This window comes from Flavobacterium notoginsengisoli (assembly GCF_014207905.1).
Lineage (GTDB): Bacteria > Bacteroidota > Bacteroidia > Flavobacteriales > Flavobacteriaceae > Flavobacterium > Flavobacterium notoginsengisoli_A.
The window spans coordinates 341,257-364,365 of record NZ_JACHLB010000004.1 but is presented as its reverse complement, the minus strand read 5'-3'; the positions used below and the strand labels follow the sequence as shown (position 1 = coordinate 364,365).

The window sequence follows — 23,109 nt, the reverse complement described above, 5'->3', positions numbered from 1 at the left end:
ACGTAATATGCTGTTCAAGAATTTCATGACTGCAAAGATAAATTTTTTAATTATGGTATTCAAAAAAACTTAGTCCCTTAGAATCTTAGCGACTTAGTATCTTAAAATTTACTCTAAAATCAATTGCCCTAAAGCTTCTTTACTAAAACCTTTCAACTGATCTGTTTTTCCTGCTTTGATTTTAGCCACCCAATTTGGATCAGATAAAAGAGGTCTTCCAACAGCAACTAAATCAAAATCGCCTCTGTCGAAACGTCTGTTTAATTCTTCTAAAGAAGTTGGTTCTGAACTTTCTCCAGCAAAAGCACCAAAGAAATCGCCAGAAAGTCCAACAGAACCTACTGTAATTGTTGGAGCTCCTGTAACTTTTTTAGCCCATCCCGCAAAATTTAAATCAGAATCTTCAAATTCAGGTTCCCAGAATCTGCGTTGAGAAGCGTGAATAATATCAACGCCAGCATCAACAAGAGGAGTAAGCCAAGCTTCTAATTCCTGTGGATTTTTAGCCAGTTTATAATTGTAATCAGAAGGTTTGAATTGAGAAAAACGCATGATAACAGCAAAATCATTTCCAACTTGTTTTCTGATTTCTTTGATTACTTCAATAGCAAAACGATTACGTTCCGGAAGTGTTTTTCCACCATAAATATCTTCACGTAGATTCGTTTCAGCTCTAAAGAATTGGTCAATTAAATAACCGTGTGCACCGTGAATTTCAATAGTATCAAAACCTAATCTTTTAGCATCAGCGGCAGCTTTACCAAAAGCAAGAATTGTATTTTCAATATCTTTTTCAGACATGGCAACACCATTTCTAAAATCAGGACGATTTAATCCAGACGGACCTTCAAAAGGAACAGGAGGAACCCATCCAGAATGATGATTGTCCATAATTCCCATATGCCAGATCTGAGGTCCCATTTTTCCGCCTGCAGCGTGAACTTCATCTATTACTTTTTTCCATCCATTTAAAGCTAAATCGCCATAAAAATGAGGGACATTTGCATCATTTGAAGAAGAAGGTCTGTCAATTACAGTTCCTTCAGATAAAATTAATCCAACTTCGCCTTCCGCTCTTTTTTGGTAGTAAGCGGCTACTTCGTCAGTTGGAACTCCGTTAGGAGAAAAAGAGCGCGTCATTGGCGCCATTACGATTCTGTTTTTCAGGTTTAACGTTTTTAAGTTAAACGGAGAAAAAAGGTTGTTTGTACTCATAGTAATTTTACAAATTAGATTGAATTAATTTACTAAGTGCTTCAAAGGCACCTTCGTTGCGTTTATAGTAAGTCCATTGTCCAACACGTTTGGCTTCGATAAAACCAGCGCGTTGTAAAATAGACAGATATTCGGATACTGTCGATTGTGTTAAACCAGCTTTAGCCTGAATCTGACCCACACAAACTCCGTGTTCAAATCCGGCATGTTCCAGCTGTCCAGGAAAGTTAATTTCCGGTTCTTTTAACCATTCCAGCATTTGTAGTCTGGACTTGTTAGATAAAGCTTTAAATATTTCTATCGTTTCCATAATACAAATATATCGACTTTTCCCGATATACCAATTAAGTGAAATTTATTTAGCATAATTTTATGATTGAAGAAGGAGAAAATGCTGTGATGCTTTAGAATTTTAGTAAAGAAAATTTATATTTGTTTTTGTAATAATCTCGCAAAGTCGCATAGTCGCAAAGTTTTTTTCAATAGCCCCTAGCTTTAGCTAGGGGGGAAATATTGGAGTTAAAAGGCTTTAGCCGAATTCGTAAAGTTCGGCTAAAGCCTTTTAAGAAACATTATATAAAATCATCCAGCTAAAGCTGGACGCTATTAAATCTTAATAGATAAAAACTTTGCGGCTCTTCGACTTTGCGAGATTAAAAAACATCCCTCAAATCAAAATAAACTTAAATCATGAAAAAAATTTTACTTATTCTAGCATTCTTATGTTGTGTAATAACCAATTCAAAAGCACAAGTTGTAGGTGTTGATGTTGGCGATATTGCTCCAGAAATCGATCTTCCAAACGTAAAAGGCGAAAACGTATCGCTTTCATCATTAAGAGGTTCTTTAGTTTTAATTGACTTTTGGGCTTCTTGGTGCGGACCTTGTATTAAAGAACAGCCATTATTACTAAAATTGCACAACGCTTATCCAGACAAATTATCAATTTATGGTATTTCGATGGATACGAAAAAGCCACTGTGGACAGCAGCAATTGCTAAAGGAAAATTACCTTGGATAAATGTTAGCGATTTAAAATACTGGCAGTCGCCCGCTGTTGCAGATTATAAATTGCAATCTGTTCCGTTGAATTTTTTAGTGGATAAAAACGGAATTATCTTAGCAAAAAACATTCACGGAAAAGCTTTAGAAGATAAGGTGAAAAGTTTATTAGAAGTTCAATAGTTTTTTTATGATTTCGGAATGATAAATAATAAGGAAACTAAAAATAAAAGTCCAATCAGTTAAGATTGGACTTTTATTTTTTTCTAAGACTCTTTAATTGTTTTTTTAACCCCTCCAAAACTCGTTTTCAGCATTTCTCTAATCTGAAACTGGGTTTTGTTTCCAGATGCGCTTTTCCACTCTTTAAGGTCATAGATATGAATCTGATCTGCGTAAGGATTTGTTAGAAATGAAATTCTGGAAATCGCATACTTATAATATTTCAATTCATGAGATACATGTCGGTTTGGAACGACTATCAGAATGTTTTCCCATTTCAGGAAATCCTTTGCAACATCACTTCTTTCTGTTAATCCTAAAGATTCAAAAAAAGCAACAATCTTTTGATCATTAAGTTCGCTAATCTTATGATCTAGGGTTTTAAATTTACTGTGGAGTCTATTTTCGTTTAGAATAGTACTCATAATAATTCTTGCTTTTTTTATGATTTTAAGATAAAGTTACATCAAAAGAAAATTATTCTGGAATCTAAAGCCATTAGATTCATTCTAAATTTTGAAACTCCGTTTAGAAGCATTAAGATGAATGAGTTATCAGCTTTTGATAAAATACTATTAATCTCTTTATGATAAAAACCTTATTTTTATCGCTATTTGATTTACTAACAACCACATTTATGAAAACCACTTTTGTTCCAAAAGCTTTACTTTCTTTTTTTCTGTTATTATCGTTTTGGGTTTCCGCTCAAAAATCAGATCGAGAATTAATTTTAATCGATAAAGACTGGCGATTTTCGTTTGGACATTTATATGATACTAAAAAAGATTTTGGACATGCAGAAGGTTATTTTTCCTATTTAACCAAAACAGGTTTCGGAGATGGTTCTGCTGCAAAAGATTTTGACGATCGGGCGTGGAGAAAACTTGATCTTCCTCATGATTGGGCGGTTGAACAACCTTTTAGCGAAAGCGCCAGTTTTAGTCATGGATTTAAAGCGGCGGGTAAAAATTATCCCGAGAAGAGCATTGGCTGGTACAGAAAGAAAATTAATATTCTGGAAAGTGATTTAGGTAAAGTAATCTCGATCAAATTTGACGGTGTTTTTAGAAATTCAAAAGTATTTTTTAACGGATTTTATCTGGGAACTGAACAAAGTGGTTACAACGGTTTTGAATATGATGTAACGGCTTATGTCAATTATGGCGGAGAAAACACTATCGTTGTCCGTGCCGATGCTTCGATGGAAGAAGGCTGGTTTTATGAGGGAGCGGGGATTTATAGACACGTATATTTACAGAAAACAAATCCGATTTATGTTAAGGAAAATGGAACTTACGTAACTTCTGAACTTAAAAATAATGATGCAGAAATAACAGCAGAAGTTTCTATTGAAAATAAAGGGAATTCTAAAGGTAATTTAGAAATTATTCAGACGATTTTCGATGCTTCGAATAAACAGATTACGACTAATTCTGAAAAGGTTTCTGCGCCTGAATTTTATAAAACTGCAAATTTTACTTCGAAATTAAGTGTCAAAAATCCGCTTTTGTGGGATATTGATACTCCAAATTTATATCGTTTGGTGACTCAAATTCAGCAAAATGGAAAAATAATTGACAGTTATGAAACTATTTTCGGAATCAGAACCATTAAGTTTGATCCAGAAAACGGTTTTTTTCTTAACGGAAAACCTTTAAAACTTAAAGGAACCAACAATCATCAGGATCATGCAGGAATTGGTACGGCATTGCCAGATGAAATTCAGTATTACAGAATTAAGAAACTGAAAGAAATGGGTTCAAATGCTTATCGTTGTTCGCATCATCCACCGACGCCTGAGTTATTAAAAGCTTGTGATGAATTAGGAATGTTGGTGATTGATGAAACCCGTTTAATGGGAATTAACGATTATCATTTAAATGATTTACAGCGAATGATGGAACGAGACCGAAATCATCCAAGTGTTTTTTGCTGGTCGGTTGGTAATGAAGAATGGAATATTGAAGGTGGAATTGTTGGCGAAAGAGTTACAAATGTAATGCAGAATTTCGCAAAAAGCATCGATTCTACAAGACCAGTAACGGTTGGAATCAGTAGTGGATTTAAGAGCGGAATTTCATCTGCAGTTGAAATTATGGGCTATAATTATCTAGGAAATGGCGATATTGATGCACATAGAAATCAATTTAAAAATCAACCCGGAATGGGAACGGAGGAAGGTTCTACGTTTGCAACCCGAGGAATTTATTTTACAGATGATGCCAAACACTATCAAAGTGCTTATGACAAAAAGCCAAGACCCACTTTTTACAGTATAGAAGAAGGCTGGAAATTCTATGCGGGAAGACCATATTTAGCAGGAATGTTTATCTGGACCGGTTTTGATTATCGAGGCGAACCAACACCTTACGGTTGGCCATCGGTAACGTCTTATTTCGGAATGATGGATGTCTGCGGTTTTCCGAAAGACAATGTTTTTTATTTAAAATCGTGGTGGGGAAAAGAACCTGTTTTACACCTATTACCGCATTGGAACTGGATTGGAATGGAAGGCACAGCAATTGATGTTTGGGCATATTCTAATTGTGATGAGGTAGAACTTTTCTTGAATAAAAAGAGTTTAGGAAAAAAGAAAATGGAGAAAAACGGACATCTAGAATGGAAAGTAAATTATGCACCTGGAACTCTAGAAGCGGTTGGATATAAAAACGGTAAAAAAGTACTGACTGAGACTCAAAAAACAACCGCAAAAGCAGAAAATATCAAATTGTCTTTGGATAAAGAAAATGTTGTGAAAGGAAATGTTTCTGTAGTTACAGTTGAAGTTACAGATAAAAACGGTCTTCATGTTCCCACAGCAAATGATGAAATTGAATTTGCGATAAAAGGCGGTAAAATTTTAGGAGTAGGAAACGGCGATCCAACTTCGTTAGAAAGCGATAAATTTATTGATAACATTGATTTAGTAGCTATAAATAATTTTAAAGAACAAAAAGTTAACACAGCTGTTTTGCCTCAGCAATTGCTAAATTATTCTGAAAATGAATGGGTTGAAGCTTTTAAAGATCGTGATTATAAAAAACAAGCAGCGTCTTATATTTATAAAGGAGAATTTGATTTGAAAAATAAATCAGCTTCAAATATTGTGAGTTTCTTTTATAAAAAAATAGGAGTAGAAACTGTTGTTTTTATTAACGGAAATAAGGTAGAACCAAGTGCAGAAGATGCTCAAAAATATACTTTTAATACAGCGATTTTAAAAGAAGGAAAAAACACAATTCATATCGCAGCAACTCCTTTACAAAAAATAAAAGATTGGGATGTTATGAATACCGATCCTGGAATTATTCAGGTAATTACTCCAGCAGAGCCATGGAAAAGAAAGCTTTTTAATGGTTATGCCCAAATCATTATCCAAAAAGATGAAAATGCTAAAGAAGTTGTTTTTTCTGCTTCTGCAAAAGGATTACGAACTACAACTTTGAGTTTAAAATAGTTTCACGCAGATTTTGCAGATTTAAGCAGATTTGTAAAGATTTTTATTTTATGATAATTTAAATCAAAAAAATAATCTGCCTAAATCCGCAAAATCTGCGTGCAAAAAAACTCTGCGGCTTAGCGACTTTGCGAGATTCTATTATTCTTTTTTTGCGTGCTTTGCGTAAATCTTTGCGCTCCTTGCGGTTAAACCTGAAACTTTAAACCTGAAACAAAAAAAAATCTAAATATTGTTTGATTTTCATAACTTTGCAAAATGAATAATCAGACAGAAACTCAGAATTGCGATTTTACTTCAGATTTAAAAATGAAGGGATTTAAAGTGTATCCTATAAATGGTGACTTTAGTAAAGTTCCAGTTTATAGCAGAAGAGACTTTTATAAAATCTGCATCAATACCAGCAAAAGCCTTATACAATATGCCGACCGTGGAATAGAAACCGACGGAAGCATCTTGTTTTTTGGTAATCCGATTATTCCGTATTCCTGGGAAACGCTTTCAGAGACTTATGAAGGATATGCCTGTGTTTTTACAGAAGAATTCCTGAGAACAAATGACCGTTCTGAAACCTTGCAGGAATCGCCTTTGTTTAAAATAGGGGGAACGCCAATATTCTCTTTAGACGCTGAACAAAAGGTTTTTATAGATTCATTGTTCCAGAAAATGATTCAGGAATATGAAACCGATTATGTTTTTAAAGATGATTTAATGCGTAGTTATGTCAATTTGATTATTCACGAATCGATGAAGATGCAGCCTTCAGAGAATTTCTTCAAACATAAAAATGCTTCGTCTAGGATTACCTCTTTATTCTTGGAATTATTAGAAAGACAATTTCCGATAGAAACCAAAAATGAGCCTTTAACATTAAAGACACCGCAGGATTATGCGCAAAGTCTTGCCGTTCATGTCAATCATTTAAACCGTTCTGTAAAAGAAGTTACAGGAAGACCAACGACAGCACATATTACGGACCGAATCATTAACGAAGCCAAAGCATTATTACAACATACCGATTGGAGTATTTCTGACATTGGTTATTCGCTTGGATTTGAATATCCGAGTTATTTTAATAATTATTTTAAAAGACTTACTGGAACGGTTCCAAAATCACTTCGCATGTAAATTGTTTCAATTTCATAATTTTTTGTTTGAATATTGTTATTTTTCAGAAGCATTGTTAGCCTAATTTTGCCTCTGAAATTACAGTATTAATCATTTATCAGTTTTTAACAGACTAAATAATTACTTCATAAAGCGCCTTCTAGCTTTCTCAAATTTAGTTTCCTGATTCTGATAATTCCTAAAACCGAAACATTATGAAAAAAACTGAAAAGAATTAACAATTCTATTTTTCTAAAGGAGATTTATGCTTTTAGAATATTTTACACAAACTGGAAAGGCATTTTGCCAGACCTCGATTTATATATTGCATTAAAACAATGAGAGATAAAGAGTGATAACTTGTTCTTAATATTTTGATAATGAATAATATATAGGTTTAAAATAAAATCAAACTCAAAAAATAAGTAAATTTATGTCAACAAATTATTCAGCCGTTATCGAAGAAGGAAAAGTCCCGAACACCTATATGACGGGTGACGTTTCCTATAAAAAACAAACCAGTGATATTCATCCAGAAAACACTGTTGTAAAGGAAGTTACTTTCGAGCCTTGCGCAAGGAGTAATTGGCATAGTAATGCAGGTTTGCATATGCTGATTGCGAAAGAAGGAAGTGGTTATTATCAGGAAAGAGGAAGTGCAGTGAGATTGCTTAAAAAAGATGAAGTAGTGACTATTTTGCCAGGTGTAGAACACTGGTATGGCGCAACTCCGTTTGATAAATTCTCTTACGTAGCCATTATTACAGAAGTAGATAAAGGTCACGGCGTTTGGATGGAACCTGTAACCGATGGAGAGTATTTTCTCTTAAGCAGTTTTTAATAAAGTTGCTAAGGTTCTAAGATGCTAAGATCCTAAGTTTATCTTTCTTAGCGTGTTTTGGATAAACTTTTGCGCTCTTTGCGGTTAAACCTGAAACCTGAAACAAAAAAACTAAACAAATTATAAAAAAAATGGAAACAAAAAGCATTAAAGCCTTTGGTACAGAAGCTGCCGAAGCACCTTTACAAACCTTAGATATTCAAAGAAGAGCGGTACAAGCGCATGACGTAGAAATCGAAATTTTATACTGCGGAATCTGTCACTCAGACTTGCATACAGCTAGAAATGAATGGCATGGAACCATTTATCCGATTGTTCCCGGACACGAAATTGTTGGTCGCATTACAAAAGTTGGAGAACATGTAAAAGGTTTCAAAGTTGGCGATTTGGCAGGAGTGGGATGTATGGTTGATTCTTGCAGAGAATGCGAACATTGTAAAAATGATTTGGAACAATTCTGTGATGAAGGAAATATTCAAACATTCAATTCACCAGACAAACATCTGGGAGGACAGACTTACGGAGGTTATTCTCAAAGTATTACAGTTGATGAAAGCTTCGTTCTGCACATTTCAGATAAATTAAATCTTGCTGCTGTAGCTCCATTATTATGTGCTGGAATCACCACTTATTCACCATTAAAACACTGGAAAGTAGGTCCTGGTCAAAAAGTAGGAATCGTTGGAATTGGAGGTCTTGGACACATGGGAATAAAAATAGCAAAAGCTATGGGAGCTCACGTTGTTGTTTTTACAACTTCATTATCTAAAACTGATGATGCAAAACGTCTTGGAGCAGATGAAGTTGTATTGTCTACAGACGAAACGCAAATGGCACAACACGCCAGAAGTTTAAACTTTATTTTGGACTGCGTTTCTGCTGAACACAATATCGATGCTTATCTAAATTTACTAAAAGTTGATGGAACGCTTACCTTGGTTGGCGCGCCGATGGATCCGCTTCCTGTAACATCTTTCAGTTTGATTTTAGGAAGAAGAAGTTTCTCAGGCTCACTAATTGGTGGAATTAAAGAAACTCAGGAAATGCTGGATTTCTGCGCAGAACACAACATTACATCAGATGTAGAAGTAATTGGTGTTAATGATGTAAACGAAGCTTACGAAAGATTATTAAAAGGCGATGTAAAATATCGATTTGTGATTGATATGGAGTCTTTGAAATAAGATGCTAAGTTGCTAAGGTTCTAAGACGCTAAGTTTTTTTTACGCTTAGGATTTTAGCATATTCATTAAATAATAAACAAGTGACTGAGATTTAAAGGCTCTAAAGGAATACTTAGAACCTTAGTATCTCAGTATCTTAGAACTTTAAAAAAACAGATGTAAAGGTTTAGGGACAAAGTCAAGAAAACTTAGAATCTCAGAACCTTAGCATCTTAGAAACTTTAAAAAAAAATGCAAACACGTAAACTAGGAAATAGCGGTCTTGAAGTATCAGCATTAGGACTTGGCTGTATGGGAATGAGTTTCGGATATGGACCCGTTCATGATAAAAATGAAATGATAAAGCTGCTTCGTTCTGCTTATGAAAAAGGAATTACTTTTTTTGATACAGCAGAATGTTACGGACCTTTTTTAAATGAAGAGCTTTTAGGAGAAGCTTTAGCACCTTTTCGTGATAAAGTGGTAATTGCAACAAAATTCGGTTTTTTAGAAGGAGATTCTAAAAAAGGATTAGACAGCCGCCCGGAATGGATTAGAAAAAGCATTGAAGGTTCATTAAAAAGATTAAATACCGATACAATTGATTTGTATTATCAGCATCGTGTTGATCCGAATGTGCCAATCGAAGATGTTGCAGGCGTTATTAAAGATTTAATTCAGGAAGGAAAAGTGAAACATTTTGGAATGTCAGAAGCGGGAGGAGAAAGCATCCGCCGTGCACATGCGGTACAAAATGTAACGGCACTTCAAAGTGAATATTCGCTTTGGTGGAGAACTCCAGAACAAGAAATTTTTCCAACCTTACAAGAACTCGGAATCGGATTTGTACCATTCAGTCCGTTGGGAAGAGGTTTTCTAACTGCAAAAATTGATGAAAACACACAATTTGATGCTTCAGATTTTAGAAATTCCTTACCGCGTTTCACACCAGAAGCAAGAAAAACAAATCAAACTATTGTTGATTTAATTACTAAAATAGCTTTTGAAAAAGGAGTAACAAATGCACAAATTGCCCTTGCTTGGATTTTAGCACAAAAACCTTGGATCGCACCAATTCCAGGAACTACTAAATTGCATCGTTTAGAAGAAAACCTAGGAGCGGCCACAATAGAACTTTCGGCAAAAGAGGTTGCAGAATTAACAGAAGCTGCTTCAAAAATTACAATCGAAGGCTCAAGATATCCTCAGCATTTGCAAAAGACAGTTGGGAAATAAGTTACTAAGCTTCTAAGCTACTAAGACGCTAAGTTTTTAAGATTCTAAGTAATACTTAATAACTTAGAAGCTTAGCGACTTTTTTTTAAAACTTAGTATCTTAGCATCTCAGAACCTTAGTAGCTTAGTATGAATAAAGAATCAATTCCCGTTTTATCTGTTGGCAATATACTCGGAGAAGAAACTTTGGGTATTACTTTGTTTCGACACAGTGTAAAAGGAAGAAATGCTTTTGAACAGCCTCATAAACACGATTTTTACCTTGTCTTTTTTGTAGAAAAAGGATCAGGAATTCATAATATCGATTTTACACAATACGAAGTTCAAGATAATCAGGTTTATTTTGTAAGACCAGGTCAGGTGCACAATTGGTTGCTCAATAAAGAAACAGCAGGTTTTCAGCTAATGCTTTCGCCTGAAATAGTTAATATGTTTTCAGGTTTAACCGTTTTGCCATTCTTTGAACAAAATGTTCCTTATTGCCTTACATTAAATGAAAATAGATTTCAGGAACTAAAAAGGCATATTCATGATATTGAATTATTAATACCCGACAATGAACTTTTAACAAAAGAAATTATATTGCTTCAATTGCATTTATTACTAAAATTGCTGCAGAGGGATTATTTAATTCAGTTTCCAGAACATTATTCATCGACTAAACCAGAGAAGATCATAAAACAATTTAACTTTCTAATTGATCGTTATTTTAATGAAGAATCTTCTGTACATTTTTATGCAGATAAATTAAACATTACGCCCAATTATCTCAATATTCTTTCGCAACGCTATTTACAAACACCAGCAGGCGATGTTATAAAAGAAAGAACAATACTCGAAGCAAAACGTCTGCTTACAAGTACAGACTTATCAATTAAAGAAATTGCCTATCAGCTTGGCTTCAATGAGAATACCTATTTCACTAAAGTATTTAAAAAATATGTAGGCAAAACTCCTGGCGATTTTAAAGAAAGTTATAAATTTTACCATCCTTATCCGTAATATTACCTTTCTGTTTTCAATTTCTAAACGACTTTTGCATTGTACTTTTTCAATATAAAATTGGAAACAGTATTTTAAATGTAAACGTTAAGTTATGGAAGAAAATCTTATAAGCAGAAAGAAATTTTTAGGAATGGGCGCAGCGGCAACAGGTGCGGCATTATTTTCTGGAATTGGAGCAAAAGCAGCATCACAGGTTTTACCGACTGTTGAAGATGATAAAACTTCAGGAGAATATATTTTAAGTAATGTTCGATTGGAAGATAGTTTTGAATACAACGAAAAAAATGAAGTTGTAGCAACCAAAACAAGCTTATACAATGTGCATATTTCTAATGGTAAAATCAAAAATATTACTTCAGAAAAGTCAGCTTTAAAAATAAAAACAATTGATGCAAAAGGACTTTTAATGCTTCCAGGTTTACGCGATATGCACATTCATATTGATAAAACTTTTTATGGAGGGACTTGGAATGCAGCTCCTAGAAAAGGGTATACTGTAAAAGATATGATTACGTTGGAGCAAAAATTGATTCCGCAATTATTGCCAGATTCGCAACGAAAAGCAGAAGAAGCCATAAAATTGATGCAAAGTCAAGGAAGTTATTTTGCTAGATGCCAAACTAATATTGATCCCGTTAGCGGATTGAAAAGTTTGGAACATCTTCTGGCGGCATTAGAAAATAATAAAGATAGTTTTGGATGGGAAATTGTAGCTTTTCCGCAGCACGGAATTCTATATTCTCAGTCGGAACCTTTGTTGCGTGAAGCAGCCAAAATGGGAGTTGATTTTATTGGAGGCTTAGATCCAACAAATGTTGATGGCAACATGGAAAAATCACTTGATATCATGTTTCAAATTGCGCTGGACAATAAAAAAGGAATCGATATTCATTTGCACGAATCTCCGCCATCGGGTAAAGCGGCTATTGAATATATTATAAAAAGAACAGAAGAAAATAAAGAACTTCAAGGAAAAACCTATATCAGTCATGGTTTTGCATTGGCAAGAATGGATCCAAAGGATATGGAAAAAATTGCCGAACAAATGGGCCATTTAGGAATTGGAGTAATTTCGACCATTCCGATTGGAAGAACCATAATGCCGATTCCAACACTAAAAAAATATGGTGTAAAACTCATGACCGGAACAGACAGTATTGTCGATCATTGGCAGCCATTCGGAACTTGCGATATGCTCGAAAAAGCAAAATTATGCGCACAGCTTTACGGATGGACAGATGAATTCGGTTTAAGCCGCGCGCTGCATATTGCCACAAAAGACGAAATTTTACCACTTAACGATGCAGGAACAAGAACTTGGCCAATGCCAGGAAACGATGCCGATTTTATCCTAGTAAAAGCAAGCTGCTCTGCCGAAGCCGTAGCGCGTTTGCCTAAAAGAGAAGGAGTTTTCTTTAAAGGGAAAAAGATTGCTGGTGAATTAAGGTTCTAAGATGCTAAGGTTCTGAGAGACTAAGGTTCAGACATCGTAAATAAAACTTAGTTCCTCAGAACCTTAGCCCCTCAGAACCTAAAAAAAAACAAACCCCCTCAAGCAATTCAACTCTTGAAGGGGTTTTTTAGCAAAGATTTGAGGTTCTTAGATGCTAATTCAGAATCTTAGAAGCTCAGAATCTTCGCTTCAAAAAAATAAATAATAACCAATTAAATTTATTTTACTTTTTGTCTAGGTTTTGTTTTAGCAATTTAGCGTGTTCTAAATGTGCTGTTAAACCCGCAATATTATTTGCTGCCCAAGTTTTAACATCTTGATCGCTAGCGTCTTTAGCTGCTTTTTCCAATTTTTTAATTGCTTTTTCGTGACCGTCGATCATCATATCAGCAAATTTTTTATCAAAATCAGCACCTGTTTTTTCATTCAATTTATTGTATTCTTCTTGTCCTTCTTCTGTTAGAGAAGTTGGAAGCGTAAAGTTTTTAGCTTTTGCTAAAGCACTCACTTCAGAAGCCGATTTTGTATGTTCATCAACAAGCATTTTACCAAATTTTTTCACTTCAGCATTGGTGCTTTTGGTTTGTGCCAGTTTACCGATTTCTATTTCTGCTAAATTTACTTCAGCCTGATCTACTAAAAACTCAGAATCATCTTCTTTGCTGTCAATAGAATCAAATTTTGCCTCGTTTGCATCTTCAGCTACTTCTTTTGGATCCTCTTGTTTCACTTCTTTTTTACAAGATTGAAGGCATAATATAAGTAGTCCCGCTCCTAAAATTGTTTTTCCGGCTAATAGTAACTTTTTCATGATTTTAATAGTTTAAATGTTATAATGTAAAATTATTGAGAAGATGTAAGAAAAATTTACAGGATTTTTAGAGATTGTTATAGGATTTTTATCTGTTTAATTCTGATAAAAATGTATGTTTGTATTAATTAAAGTTAAATTCGAGACAATTAATGTATTCAATATCATATGAAAATAGCTAAGATAATTTGTATGTTTTTCTTATTTGGAATGTTCTGCGTTTACATAAATTATTTCTCTTCTTTTGTAATGCCTTGGCAAAAAGAAGATGCGATAAAATGTGCGTTGAGCTGGGGACAATTAGAAAAACTTCCTCAGAATGCAGAAATTATTGATATGGAAAAAAGAGGTTCAATTTTTACACGCCAATTTATAATTGAATTTGAAAGTTCTGAATCGGAAATAAAAAAATGGATGCTAAGAAGTAAAGGATTTAAAAATGTTATTCCAAAAACTTTAAAAAATACCAAAACTTATGAGATTCATCCTAAAGAGTTAGAATCTTATGGTGGGAAGGTTGAAATAACTGGAAATAAAGTTTTAATAAATATGAGTTGGAGTTAAAAGAGAGAAAACACAAAATCAATTTATACAAGCTTTGAAAACTATTAAACTTAAAGAATATTGCCATTAAACAAACAGCTATAATTTTATTAGTAGTATGAAAAAAATACCAACTTTTACCATATTGAATATTGTATTTTGGAGTATTTTTATTTTGCTGAGTATCTACTTTAAATCAGCAAAAAGTAAATATCTAAATGCAGATATTTATACTTTTAAAAATGACTCGTGGAAATATTCCATCATTATTTCTGTGCTATTATTAATTTCAATAGCTTTTTACTTCTTTAAAATTTTAAATAAAAAAGTTGAAATTAGGCTTGTCTTTTTGGTTATTGTCTCTGCATTTTTAATTACTTATTTTTTTCAAAGTTCCATTGACAATTTCTTGCTTTATATGAATACAAAATTTACACATGAAGTTACTGAGGTTAAATATGATGTAGTTGAAAGCAAAGAAAATAATGTTTATCAATTATATGATGGTAAAGATTTTATCTCTCAAAATAAGGAATTAGACAAAATGAATTCTCATATAGTTAATCGTAAGTACCCTTCAATTTATGATTATAAAAATAAAGATGTTATTAAAGTAAAGTTTAGAAATGGTTTTTTGAATGTCAAATATTTAGAATAAAAAAAATCATGATTCTCATAATTGGAAAATTGATTTTTTAAAATATATAAGGCAACCCATGAAGAAAAAACAAATCTGGTTTATAGCAATTTTAATTATTCTAGTAATAATCGCTATTCCAATATTCCATGTTTTAAAGACAAAATGGAATGAAACAGAACAAAAAGAAGTTCTTCCAAAAGGATATACAAATGATGCCAGTCAGCTCAATTTGACGAAAGTTGATACTATTATTGAAGTTCCAAAAAGCAAATCAGAAATAGAAAAACAGCTTCGCGAAATTCTAAAATACGCCCAAGAACATAATTTGAAAATTTCTATCGCTGGTGCGCAACATAGTATGGGTGGTCATACGATTTATCCAGATGGAATTTTATTGAATATGCTGCCGTATAATAGTATGGAACTAGATCAAACAACTAATGTTTTAACAATTGGTTCTGGCGCTTTGTGGCAAGATGCAATCGAATATCTAGACAAATACGGAAAATCAATTAGTGTGATGCAAGCTTTTAGTTCTTTTTCTGTTGGAGGTTCTATTAGTGTCAATGGTCACGGATGGCAGAAAAATTCTCCGCCCATTTCATCTTCTGTCATTTCTTTTACTTTAATGAATTACAACGGCGAAATTATTAATTGCAGTAGAACAGAAAATCCAGAATTGTTTAAAGTGGTGCTTGGCGGTTATGGGCTTTTTGGAATCATATTAGATGTAAAACTTAAAGTGGTAGACAATAAGGCTTTAAGATATAAGTATTTCCGTTTAAGTCCAGAAAAGTATGTTCAATATTACAAGAAATTGGTTTCAGAAAATCCGAAAGTGAATTTGGTTTTTGGAAGATTAAAAATAGCTAATCAAGAATTTTTAGAAGAAGCGACTATTAACTTTTTGGAAGAAGTGGACGAAAAGCCATCAGCGATACAAAATCAAAATCAAAAGAATGAAGAAGTAAAACGTTTGGTTTTTAGAAGTTCTGTGAGAAGTGAATACGGCAAAAGATTGCGTTGGGATTTGGAATACGGAATGAATAAAGCAACAAGAAATAATGTTTTTTCTCGCAATGAATTATTGAACGATCATGTTTCTTTAATTGAAAATAAAGATCCAAAATCGACAGATTTGCTTCAGGAATATTTTATTCCAGAAAAAGATTTTAATCAATATTTAAAGGATATTAAACCTGTTTTACTTCAATCTAAACTTGATTTGCTGAATATAACAATTCGTGCGGTCAATAAAGACGAAGATACTTTTATGAATTATGCGCGGGAAAATGTTTTTGGTTTTGTCTTTCTTTTCAATCAGAAAAAAACGGAGAAAGAAGAAAGCGAAATGAAAATATTGACCAATCAATTGGTAGATATAGCAATCAAAAATAACGGAACTTTTTATCTTCCTTATCGCTTGCATATTGATAGAGATAAAATGCGAAAAGTATATCCGCAAGCAGATAATTTCTTTGAATTGAAAAAGAAATACGATCCGAATGAGGTTTTTAGAAATCAGTTTTATGAACATTATAAATGATTCTAGATATGAGCCTTCTTAAAATAAAACATATTTTTAACATAGAAAATTAACTACCAAAACCTTTAAAACCACTAACCCTTATGATGAAAAATTTAGTCTTTTCAATTTTTACGTTCTTTTGCGTTACGGCACTATCGCAACTAACAGCACAGCAAATGATAACTTTTAATCCGAAAACAACAGATAAAGGTCTCATTTTTGGCTCGATTACATTTCCGAAAGAGAAAGCTCACTTTAATGAGTATTTTATACAAATCAGTTATAAAGCTGCGGATGCAAAAACGGCTAGAAAAAATTTTAAAGAAGTGCACATTAGCCCAGCGCAAATTTTTAAAATGAAACACAAAGGAGAATTAGATAACGGACTTACATATGTTTTTGCAATTGAAAGACCAGAAGGAGAAAATGAAATAACAGGAATTCGACTTTTTTCTAACAGCGGTTTTGCGATACTTCAAAAAAATACTGGATTAGGAGGTTTTTCAATTCCTTTTAAAGTAAACAAAGGTGAGATTCTGTATGTTGGAAATATAGTATTTAATGAATATGCCGAAAAAGGTGAAATAGCTGTAACGTATCAAAATAACTTTGAGAAAGATTTGGCAGGAATAAAAAACGTGCAAAAGTATGTTTATTGGGATGCCGCAAAAGAAGATAAGTCAATCAATATTTCTTATAAAAAAGAAGAATAATGTTTTCTAAATTTTAAAATAATAAAATCCCAACTCCAAAAGAGTTGGGATTTTTTTTGCATCAACCATCAAACCATCAAACCATCAACCATCAACCATTAACAATTCACAATTCACAATTCACAACTCACAATTAAAATTTTACATTCCCACTTTCACAATTCCCATCCCACAAATTTGAAATTTCTACGAAAAATTCTATAACAGAATCGCCTTACTTTTTAGTGAACTTTGACATATCAGATTTTTAGAATTAATCTTTAAAAATAAAAGTCATGCCAGATCCAAGAATTAAGAATGAGAAGCAATATGAAGCGTTGGTAAAAAAAGGATACAGCAAAGAAAAATCGGCACGTATTGCCAATACGCCAGACGCAGGTAAGAAAGGCGGAAAAGCCAAACCTTACGAAGAATGGACAAAAGAAGAACTTCAAAAACAAGCCAGCAGAGTTGGTATAAAAGGAAGATCTTATATGAATAAAAAAAGTTTAATTGACTCTTTAAGAAATAATTAAAATTTAAAATGAACTATTAGTGTGATAAAAATTTAAATACCATGAATGCTGCGAGAAAAGAAATTTTAATGGATCAATTGATAAAAACGCCACATTTAGTAATAGAAAAACTAGATCTGGAATATGTAAATGACAATCAATTGACAATTGTAAGATGTCGCGAAGGAGAAAATTTCGTTTACAAGAAAAACGGAAAAAATGTAAAAAGCAAGCATGAAATTAAACGCATTAATAGTTTAGTGCTTCCGCCAGCTTGGGAAAACGTTCGTATTAGCGATATTACAAATGGACATTTACAAGCTGTAGGAACAGATGATAAAAACAGAAAACAATACCGTTATCACCCAAAATGGAATCTGATTCGAAATCAGACTAAGTTTTATAAAATAGCGGCATTTGGTGCGAAACTTCCATCGATTAGAAAACAAGTTGATCTTGATTTGGAAAAGAAAGAATGGTCGAAAGAAAAGGTAACGGCTTTAGTCATTCGATTGATGGAAGAAACGCATATCAGAATTGGAAACGAGAAATACGCCAAAGACAATAAATCGTACGGACTTTCGACTTTGAGAAAGCGTCACATTAATATCAATAAAAATTCGCTTCGGTTTGAGTTTGTAGGTAAAAAAGGAAAACTACACACCATTACAACCCGAAACAAAAAACTGATAAAATTGGTAAGCCGTTGTGAAGAAATTCCAGGTTGGGAAGTTTTTAAATATTACGATAAAAATGGCGAAAAAAAGGTCTTAGACAGTCATATGGTAAATGAATATCTCCATAATATTTCGGGAGAATATTTTAGCGCAAAAGATTTTAGAACTTGGGCAGCATCGATTATTTTCTTTGAAAGTTTAATGGAAATGGGAATTGCTTCGAATGAAAAAGAAATTAAGCAGAATATAATAACAGCTTTTGATTTAACAGCTGAAGCACTAGGAAATACTCGAAAAGTCTGTAAGGATTATTATGTTCATCCGCTTTTGATTTCGACTTACGAAGATGGTTCTATCGAAAAGTATTTCGATTTGGCGAAGAAAAGCCGAAGTACAAGAAAATATTTTACAAAATCGGAAATCGCATTTTCTGAACTGATTCAGAATTATGAAATTAATTTAGAATCAGAATGTTCATAAAAGAGTTAGAGCGTCTCTTTAAAAGCTCTCACATATAAACAAAATCAAAAAATCAAGTATTAACTAAAAAACTATTATTATGTTACGTTGGACAGTCACATTTATTATTCTAGCCATAGTGGCGGGAATATTTGGTTTTGGTGGAATTGCCGCTGGAGCCGCTAGTATAGCAAAAATTCTATTCTTCATATTTTTAGTCTTATTTGTTATCTCGCTAATTAGCGGAAGAACAAGAGTTTAATAAAAATATCAGAAAATAAAACAACAGATAAAAAACGACACATTGTTTATTTTGATAATGTGTCGTTTCTGGTTTCAATCAAAAAAAAAAAAGAAATATCATGGCAACAAAAAGCGGTGCTTATCAAGATGTTTATGTCAAAAGAGATGATGAAATGGTAAGCTTGAAAAATGATGTAACAGATTTCTGTGAAAAATATATAAAGCCAATTCACCCTAAGAATTGGGATTGGTCGGTAAGAGATTTCGAAGATCCAAAAAATGATCCTACGACGGCAGAGGCGAGAGCAATTGCCAATGTTGTTTTTAAGGATTTAAATGATAAAAAGCACACAGATGTTGATCTTTCTACAATGAATAATGTGCATGCAATAAAAGCATATTTAGACCCAAAAAGCAAACATGAAGCGTTTAATATGGAAGAATTTGCTTTTGCCTTAAAAGTAGAATTGGAGCATGGCAAAATAAAAGATGTTAATGTAACCAATAATCATCCGTTTTTGACGGCTATGATTGCACTCGCTCACATGACCGAAAGTCTGACTTATTACAAACGACTAAAAGTGATGGAAGCGGAAGGCGAAATCTATGAAATTCTCAGAAAACTAGAACACACAACAGAAAAAGAAAAATGGCAGAAAGAACTGCACAAAGCAGAGTTGGAGCTAAAAGAAGCTAAAGCCGAATTGGCTGAGCGTTTAGAAAAAATGGACGATATTCCAGTACTGAAAATTATTGGAGATTAAGTTGCATTTTAAACTCAAAAAAACCGTCTCGTTCAAAAACGGGACGGTTTTTTATTTTTACAATTTTTTTTAATTTAAAGTTTAAGACTTTATAGTCTTCGAGGATCATTTTCAGGGTATTCATCGTCATCGTTGTCTTCCTGAATATCATCTTCTATATAGTCGTTATCGTCATCGATATCTTCTTCAATGTATTCATCTTCGTCATCATCTTCATCAAGATCTTCTAAAACATCTTCTGTTTCATTAAAATCATAATCATCTTCTCCAGCGTCAGACGGATTGTCTAATTCGTCTCTTTCTTCTTCTAATTCGACTTCATAAATATCGTCATTATTGTCTTCTAAATCTCTGTCATTATGAAAATCATCATTTAGATCATCCAAATCATCATCAGACAAATAATCTTCTTGATCTGGATTTGGGCGGTTCGGATTATGTCCATTTCGAACCATATAACCACGTTCTGCAATTTCTCGATTATCGTTGTCAGATTTCATTCCTTCATTTTTTAGGTCTTTACCTAAATTTCTATCAGAAGAAAAATGATCATTTATCTCTCTATAATTACTGTTTTTTTTATCTATAGTGCTCATGACGTTTTCTTTTTATGATTTGTATTTTACAAAGCTAGTCACGATATGATTAGGAGTCATTATAGAATTATAAAGTCTAATTGTATAATTAACAGATGTTTAGAATGCAATATATATTCTAAATCATATAACCCCTCCCGTTTTGTAGCTAGTAATTTTACATTCATATTAATCGTAAAAATTATTACCATGAAAACTACAGATAGTAAAGCAACATCTGCAAAATCAACCGCGAAAAAAGAAACGACTCCAAGAGGAGTTACAAAACCAAAATCGAACGCTGCATCAGGATTGACTGAATTGTTTGAAGATGCGTTAAAAGATATTTATTGGGCTGAAAAAGCATTGACAAAAGCATTGCCAACAATGGTTAAAAATGCCTCTTCAGTTGAATTAAAAGATGCCATTGATAATCACTTAACAGAAACTGAAGAACAAATTACTCGACTAGAACAAGTCTTTAAAATTATTGGTCAAAAACCAGCTGCCAAAAAATGCGACGCGATGGAAGGTTTAATTGAAGAAGCAAAAGGAATGCTGGAAGAAACTGAAATAGGAGTAGTGCGCGATGCCGGAATTATTGCTGCTAGTCAAAAAATCGAACACTACGAAATTGCAACTTACGGTACTTTAAGACAATTTGCCGAAACTCTTGGTTTGCCAGAAGCTGCAACTTTGTTAGAACAAACACTCGACGAAGAAAAAGGTGCGGATAAAATACTAACAGAGGTTGCCGTAAATGCCGTTAATCTCGAAGCTGCAGAAATTGAATAAAAAGTTTTAATACCATCAAAGTGCAGTTTTAAAACTGCACTTTTTAATTTAGAATATATGCCCGAAGGTCCGTCTATAGTAATTTTAAAAGAAGAAGTACAGCAATTTTCTGGACAGAAAGTAATTTCTGCATCTGGAACGAGCGCTATTGATTTTTCTCGTTTAAAGGATAAAACAATTAATGCTTTTAAAACTTGGGGAAAACATTTTCTCATTTGCTTTGATTCTTTTACAATTAAAATTCAATTGTTAATGTTTGGAACTTATAAGATTAATGAACAAAAAATAGCCAAACCAAGATTGAGTTTAGTTTTCGACAAAGGCGAACTCAACTTTTATACTTGTTCCGTCAAAATTTTAGAAGGTGACATCAACAAACATTATGATTGGAGCGTTGATGTTATGAACGACAACTGGAATCCTAAAAAAGCACAGCAAACGCTAGAAAAAATGCCTAACGTTATGATTTCTGATGCTATTTTAGATCAGAATATTTTTGCAGGAGTTGGAAATATTATCAAAAATGAAGTTTTGTATCGCTGTTACGTTCATCCGGAATCTATTGTAGGTAAAATACCTTCTCACGAAATAAGTCAGATTATTGCCGAATGTTCCACTTATAGTTTTGAATTTCTGTATTGGAAAAAGAAATCAGAACTCAAACAGCATTGGAAAGTTTATACCAAAAAAATCTGTCAGAGATGTAAACTTCCCATTCGATGCAAGAAAACTGGGGTAAGAAAAAGAAATAGCTTTTTCTGTACTAATTGTCAACAAGAATACAGATGAAAAATCAAATCGCAATAGGATGTTCAAGCTTTTATAACCGCTTTTGGAAGAATATTTTCTATCCTAGAAATCTGCCTTCCAAATCATGGTTTGATTTTTATTGCCAGCATTTTAATACGTACGAATTTAACGGGAGTTTTTATAAATTCCCGACTGTAAGAGTTTTTAATAATTGGTACAATAAAACACCAGAATCATTTTTGTTTTCGATTAAAGTACCAAAAGAAATTACACACATCAAGAAACTTAAAGATTGTGAAATGCTCTTAAATGACTTTTACGAAGTTTGTAAAGAAGGAATGAAAGAAAAATTAGGAGCTATTTTGTTTCAATTTCCACCAAGCTACAATTTTTCCAAACAAAGATTAGACAACATTATCGGACTTCTTAATTACGATTTTCAAAATGTTGTAGAATTTCGCCATATAACATGGTGGAATGATGAGGTTTGGAAAACTTTTAAAGACAATAATATTACATTTTGCAGTGTAAGTTATCCAAACTTACCAGTCACAATTTTTAACGATTTTCCGTTGCTTTATATTCGTTTTCATGGAGTTCCTAAATTATTTCATTCCAGTTATTCTACCGAACAATTACACGATTTAAATGAAGCCATACATTCAAAAAATGGATTTGTTTATTTTAATAATACTGCCAGCGAAGCAGGAATTTTAAATGCTTTGGAGCTGAAAAGAATGCATACTAAATAATTTAACCGCAAAGAGCGCAAAGTAAAAACGCTAAGTTCGCAGAGAATATTCTCCTTGCGTGCTTTGCGAAAAACTTTGCGCTCTTTGCGGTTAGACAAAAAAGTTTACAATTTTAGACTTCCTTCAATTCCGTCGTCCATTGTTTTTCCGGTAACTAAAGCGGCAGTCATTTTAGCAATGGCGACCATTTTACCGTTTTTGTTATTCCAGTAATAACCATCTTCAGGAACGAATTTTATAACACTTAAATTCGGATCGTCTACGCCGCCTGGCATCCAGATTTTTACAGCGGGATTCCATAATTTTTCAATTGTTTCTTTGTCGTATTCAATACTTGCAGTTCCATGCAACGTAAGGAATTTATCGTGCGGCTCAGAAAAGAAGATTTCTACCATCGGATTCAATGTGATTTCAGCATTTTGGCTGCTGTTTCGGTCAGATAAAAACCAAAGCTGTCCTTCTTCATCAATTTTTTGCACAGACATTGGTCTAGATTGCAGTCTGTATTCATTGTAAGTACAAAACATGCAGGTTTTAATATGTTCAGCAAGATCTTTTATTTTCTCTACTGCAAATTCATCTGTAAGGTCTTTATGATCGCCCATAACATTATATTTTAAGTTTATATTTCCTTGTAATTATTTGATTACAGTAAAGTTGGGGC

The 23,109-nt window shown here is 33.1% G+C and carries 25 protein-coding genes; 19 read left to right on the top strand and 6 right to left on the bottom strand.

Annotated features, from left to right (window positions below; all coding sequences use genetic code 11):
* Nucleotides 1-108: 108 nt before the first annotated feature.
* Nucleotides 109-1,215 (bottom strand): NADH:flavin oxidoreductase, encoded by a 1,107-nt coding sequence (locus HNP35_RS14390; protein WP_184163329.1) that lies wholly within the window; start codon nucleotides 1,213-1,215, stop codon nucleotides 109-111.
* 7 nt (nucleotides 1,216-1,222) lie between these two features.
* Nucleotides 1,223-1,525, bottom strand: coding sequence for an ArsR/SmtB family transcription factor (locus HNP35_RS14385; RefSeq protein WP_091496855.1), 303 nt, complete (start codon nucleotides 1,523-1,525; stop codon nucleotides 1,223-1,225).
* 380 nt (nucleotides 1,526-1,905) lie between these two features.
* Here HNP35_RS14385 and HNP35_RS14380 point away from each other — a divergent pair, with 380 nt between their 5' ends.
* Entirely contained in the window at nucleotides 1,906-2,400 is a 495-nt protein-coding gene (locus HNP35_RS14380; RefSeq protein ID WP_184163326.1) for a TlpA family protein disulfide reductase, read from the top strand.
* Nucleotides 2,401-2,483: 83 nt separating this feature from the next.
* Here the strand turns inward: HNP35_RS14380 and HNP35_RS14375 are convergent, their stop codons facing one another.
* Nucleotides 2,484-2,864, bottom strand: a complete 381-nt coding sequence (locus HNP35_RS14375; RefSeq protein ID WP_184163323.1) for a hypothetical protein — start codon at nucleotides 2,862-2,864, stop codon at nucleotides 2,484-2,486.
* A gap of 212 nt (nucleotides 2,865-3,076) precedes the next feature.
* On the opposite strand from HNP35_RS14375, the gene galA reads away from it, so the two are divergent.
* The 7 genes from galA to HNP35_RS14340 all read left to right on the top strand — a co-directional run bounded on the left by galA (nucleotide 3,077) and on the right by HNP35_RS14340 (nucleotide 12,701).
* Complete coding sequence (gene galA / locus HNP35_RS14370; RefSeq protein ID WP_184163320.1) at nucleotides 3,077-5,896, top strand: beta-galactosidase GalA; 2,820 nt, start codon at nucleotides 3,077-3,079, stop codon at nucleotides 5,894-5,896.
* 258 nt (nucleotides 5,897-6,154) lie between these two features.
* Nucleotides 6,155-7,024, top strand: coding sequence for a helix-turn-helix domain-containing protein (locus HNP35_RS14365; RefSeq protein ID WP_184163317.1), 870 nt, complete (start codon nucleotides 6,155-6,157; stop codon nucleotides 7,022-7,024).
* A 412-nt stretch (nucleotides 7,025-7,436) separates the two neighbouring features.
* Entirely contained in the window at nucleotides 7,437-7,844 is a 408-nt protein-coding gene (locus HNP35_RS14360; RefSeq protein WP_184163314.1) for a cupin domain-containing protein, read from the top strand.
* 131 nt (nucleotides 7,845-7,975) lie between these two features.
* Complete coding sequence (locus HNP35_RS14355; RefSeq protein WP_184163311.1) at nucleotides 7,976-9,028, top strand: NAD(P)-dependent alcohol dehydrogenase; 1,053 nt, start codon at nucleotides 7,976-7,978, stop codon at nucleotides 9,026-9,028.
* A 231-nt stretch (nucleotides 9,029-9,259) separates the two neighbouring features.
* Nucleotides 9,260-10,243 carry an aldo/keto reductase gene (locus tag HNP35_RS14350; protein ID WP_184163308.1) on the top strand — a complete coding sequence of 328 codons (984 nt, stop codon included), beginning with the start codon at nucleotides 9,260-9,262 and terminating at the stop codon, nucleotides 10,241-10,243.
* Between the two features lie 129 nt (nucleotides 10,244-10,372).
* Entirely contained in the window at nucleotides 10,373-11,245 is an 873-nt protein-coding gene (locus tag HNP35_RS14345) for a helix-turn-helix domain-containing protein (protein ID WP_184163305.1), read from the top strand.
* Nucleotides 11,246-11,339: 94 nt separating this feature from the next.
* Nucleotides 11,340-12,701 (top strand): amidohydrolase, encoded by a 1,362-nt coding sequence (locus HNP35_RS14340; RefSeq protein WP_184163302.1) that lies wholly within the window; start codon nucleotides 11,340-11,342, stop codon nucleotides 12,699-12,701.
* A 223-nt stretch (nucleotides 12,702-12,924) separates the two neighbouring features.
* On the opposite strand, the gene HNP35_RS14335 is transcribed toward HNP35_RS14340, so the two are convergent.
* Nucleotides 12,925-13,512, bottom strand: coding sequence for a DUF4142 domain-containing protein (locus HNP35_RS14335; RefSeq protein WP_184163299.1), 588 nt, complete (start codon nucleotides 13,510-13,512; stop codon nucleotides 12,925-12,927).
* Between the two features lie 192 nt (nucleotides 13,513-13,704).
* Here HNP35_RS14335 and HNP35_RS14330 point away from each other — a divergent pair, with 192 nt between their 5' ends.
* From HNP35_RS14330 to HNP35_RS14295, 8 genes are all read left to right on the top strand, one after another.
* Nucleotides 13,705-14,076 (top strand): hypothetical protein, encoded by a 372-nt coding sequence (locus HNP35_RS14330; protein ID WP_184163296.1) that lies wholly within the window; start codon nucleotides 13,705-13,707, stop codon nucleotides 14,074-14,076.
* Between the two features lie 97 nt (nucleotides 14,077-14,173).
* Nucleotides 14,174-14,713 (top strand): hypothetical protein, encoded by a 540-nt coding sequence (locus tag HNP35_RS14325; RefSeq protein ID WP_184163293.1) that lies wholly within the window; start codon nucleotides 14,174-14,176, stop codon nucleotides 14,711-14,713.
* A gap of 58 nt (nucleotides 14,714-14,771) precedes the next feature.
* Nucleotides 14,772-16,241, top strand: coding sequence for an FAD-binding oxidoreductase (locus tag HNP35_RS14320; RefSeq protein ID WP_184163289.1), 1,470 nt, complete (start codon nucleotides 14,772-14,774; stop codon nucleotides 16,239-16,241).
* Nucleotides 16,242-16,324: 83 nt separating this feature from the next.
* The gene (locus HNP35_RS14315; protein ID WP_184163286.1) at nucleotides 16,325-16,936 is read left to right on the top strand and encodes a hypothetical protein; all 612 of its coding nucleotides are present in this window, start codon (nucleotides 16,325-16,327) and stop codon (nucleotides 16,934-16,936) included.
* A 275-nt stretch (nucleotides 16,937-17,211) separates the two neighbouring features.
* Nucleotides 17,212-17,451: a DUF7218 family protein gene (locus HNP35_RS14310; protein WP_184163283.1), complete on the top strand. Its 240-nt coding sequence runs from the start codon at nucleotides 17,212-17,214 to the stop codon at nucleotides 17,449-17,451.
* A gap of 41 nt (nucleotides 17,452-17,492) precedes the next feature.
* A complete protein-coding gene (locus tag HNP35_RS14305; protein ID WP_184163280.1) occupies nucleotides 17,493-18,587 on the top strand; it encodes a DNA topoisomerase IB in 1,095 nt (364 codons plus the stop codon).
* Between the two features lie 79 nt (nucleotides 18,588-18,666).
* Complete coding sequence (locus HNP35_RS14300; RefSeq protein WP_082586828.1) at nucleotides 18,667-18,828, top strand: DUF1328 domain-containing protein; 162 nt, start codon at nucleotides 18,667-18,669, stop codon at nucleotides 18,826-18,828.
* Nucleotides 18,829-18,928: 100 nt separating this feature from the next.
* Entirely contained in the window at nucleotides 18,929-19,573 is a 645-nt protein-coding gene (locus HNP35_RS14295) for a DUF5661 family protein (RefSeq protein ID WP_184163277.1), read from the top strand.
* An 89-nt stretch (nucleotides 19,574-19,662) separates the two neighbouring features.
* Here HNP35_RS14295 and HNP35_RS14290 read toward each other — a convergent pair whose 3' ends face one another.
* Nucleotides 19,663-20,169, bottom strand: coding sequence for a hypothetical protein (locus HNP35_RS14290; protein WP_184163275.1), 507 nt, complete (start codon nucleotides 20,167-20,169; stop codon nucleotides 19,663-19,665).
* A 189-nt stretch (nucleotides 20,170-20,358) separates the two neighbouring features.
* Here HNP35_RS14290 and HNP35_RS14285 point away from each other — a divergent pair, with 189 nt between their 5' ends.
* The 3 genes from HNP35_RS14285 to HNP35_RS14275 are packed head-to-tail and all read left to right on the top strand — an operon-like array spanning nucleotide 20,359 to nucleotide 22,445.
* A complete protein-coding gene (locus tag HNP35_RS14285; protein ID WP_184163271.1) occupies nucleotides 20,359-20,943 on the top strand; it encodes a ferritin-like domain-containing protein in 585 nt (194 codons plus the stop codon).
* Nucleotides 20,944-21,000: 57 nt separating this feature from the next.
* Nucleotides 21,001-21,732, top strand: a complete 732-nt coding sequence (locus HNP35_RS14280) for an endonuclease (protein ID WP_184163268.1) — start codon at nucleotides 21,001-21,003, stop codon at nucleotides 21,730-21,732.
* Entirely contained in the window at nucleotides 21,729-22,445 is a 717-nt protein-coding gene (locus HNP35_RS14275) for a DUF72 domain-containing protein (protein WP_184163265.1), read from the top strand. Before HNP35_RS14280 ends, HNP35_RS14275 begins: the two co-directional genes overlap by 4 nt.
* Before the next feature lie 104 nt (nucleotides 22,446-22,549).
* Here HNP35_RS14275 and HNP35_RS14270 read toward each other — a convergent pair whose 3' ends face one another.
* The gene (locus HNP35_RS14270; protein WP_184163262.1) at nucleotides 22,550-23,050 is read right to left on the bottom strand and encodes a pyridoxamine 5'-phosphate oxidase family protein; all 501 of its coding nucleotides are present in this window, start codon (nucleotides 23,048-23,050) and stop codon (nucleotides 22,550-22,552) included.
* Nucleotides 23,051-23,109: the final 59 nt, after the last annotated feature.

Bases quoted from the DNA above. Each gene is read 5' to 3' on its own strand.
- HNP35_RS14340 (WP_184163302.1), top strand. From the start codon at position 11,340: ATGGAAGAAAATCTTATAAGCAGAAAGAAATTTTTAGGAATGGGCGCA.
- HNP35_RS14355 (WP_184163311.1), top strand. From the start codon at position 7,976: ATGGAAACAAAAAGCATTAAAGCCTTTGGTACAGAAGCTGCCGAAGCA.
- HNP35_RS14365 (WP_184163317.1), top strand. From the start codon at position 6,155: ATGAATAATCAGACAGAAACTCAGAATTGCGATTTTACTTCAGATTTA.
- HNP35_RS14285 (WP_184163271.1), top strand. From the start codon at position 20,359: ATGAAAACTACAGATAGTAAAGCAACATCTGCAAAATCAACCGCGAAA.
- HNP35_RS14280 (WP_184163268.1), top strand. From the start codon at position 21,001: ATGCCCGAAGGTCCGTCTATAGTAATTTTAAAAGAAGAAGTACAGCAA.
- HNP35_RS14335 (WP_184163299.1), bottom strand. From the start codon at position 13,512: ATGAAAAAGTTACTATTAGCCGGAAAAACAATTTTAGGAGCGGGACTA.
- galA (WP_184163320.1), top strand. From the start codon at position 3,077: ATGAAAACCACTTTTGTTCCAAAAGCTTTACTTTCTTTTTTTCTGTTA.
- HNP35_RS14315 (WP_184163286.1), top strand. From the start codon at position 16,325: ATGATGAAAAATTTAGTCTTTTCAATTTTTACGTTCTTTTGCGTTACG.
- HNP35_RS14290 (WP_184163275.1), bottom strand. From the start codon at position 20,169: ATGAGCACTATAGATAAAAAAAACAGTAATTATAGAGAGATAAATGAT.
- HNP35_RS14385 (WP_091496855.1), bottom strand. From the start codon at position 1,525: ATGGAAACGATAGAAATATTTAAAGCTTTATCTAACAAGTCCAGACTA.
- HNP35_RS14390 (WP_184163329.1), bottom strand. From the start codon at position 1,215: ATGAGTACAAACAACCTTTTTTCTCCGTTTAACTTAAAAACGTTAAAC.
- HNP35_RS14325 (WP_184163293.1), top strand. From the start codon at position 14,174: ATGAAAAAAATACCAACTTTTACCATATTGAATATTGTATTTTGGAGT.
- HNP35_RS14380 (WP_184163326.1), top strand. From the start codon at position 1,906: ATGAAAAAAATTTTACTTATTCTAGCATTCTTATGTTGTGTAATAACC.
- HNP35_RS14345 (WP_184163305.1), top strand. From the start codon at position 10,373: ATGAATAAAGAATCAATTCCCGTTTTATCTGTTGGCAATATACTCGGA.
- HNP35_RS14295 (WP_184163277.1), top strand. From the start codon at position 18,929: ATGGCAACAAAAAGCGGTGCTTATCAAGATGTTTATGTCAAAAGAGAT.
- HNP35_RS14320 (WP_184163289.1), top strand. From the start codon at position 14,772: ATGAAGAAAAAACAAATCTGGTTTATAGCAATTTTAATTATTCTAGTA.
- HNP35_RS14300 (WP_082586828.1), top strand. From the start codon at position 18,667: ATGTTACGTTGGACAGTCACATTTATTATTCTAGCCATAGTGGCGGGA.
- HNP35_RS14270 (WP_184163262.1), bottom strand. From the start codon at position 23,050: ATGGGCGATCATAAAGACCTTACAGATGAATTTGCAGTAGAGAAAATA.
- HNP35_RS14330 (WP_184163296.1), top strand. From the start codon at position 13,705: ATGTTTTTCTTATTTGGAATGTTCTGCGTTTACATAAATTATTTCTCT.
- HNP35_RS14310 (WP_184163283.1), top strand. From the start codon at position 17,212: ATGCCAGATCCAAGAATTAAGAATGAGAAGCAATATGAAGCGTTGGTA.
- HNP35_RS14305 (WP_184163280.1), top strand. From the start codon at position 17,493: ATGAATGCTGCGAGAAAAGAAATTTTAATGGATCAATTGATAAAAACG.
- HNP35_RS14375 (WP_184163323.1), bottom strand. From the start codon at position 2,864: ATGAGTACTATTCTAAACGAAAATAGACTCCACAGTAAATTTAAAACC.
- HNP35_RS14350 (WP_184163308.1), top strand. From the start codon at position 9,260: ATGCAAACACGTAAACTAGGAAATAGCGGTCTTGAAGTATCAGCATTA.
- HNP35_RS14360 (WP_184163314.1), top strand. From the start codon at position 7,437: ATGTCAACAAATTATTCAGCCGTTATCGAAGAAGGAAAAGTCCCGAAC.
- HNP35_RS14275 (WP_184163265.1), top strand. From the start codon at position 21,729: ATGAAAAATCAAATCGCAATAGGATGTTCAAGCTTTTATAACCGCTTT.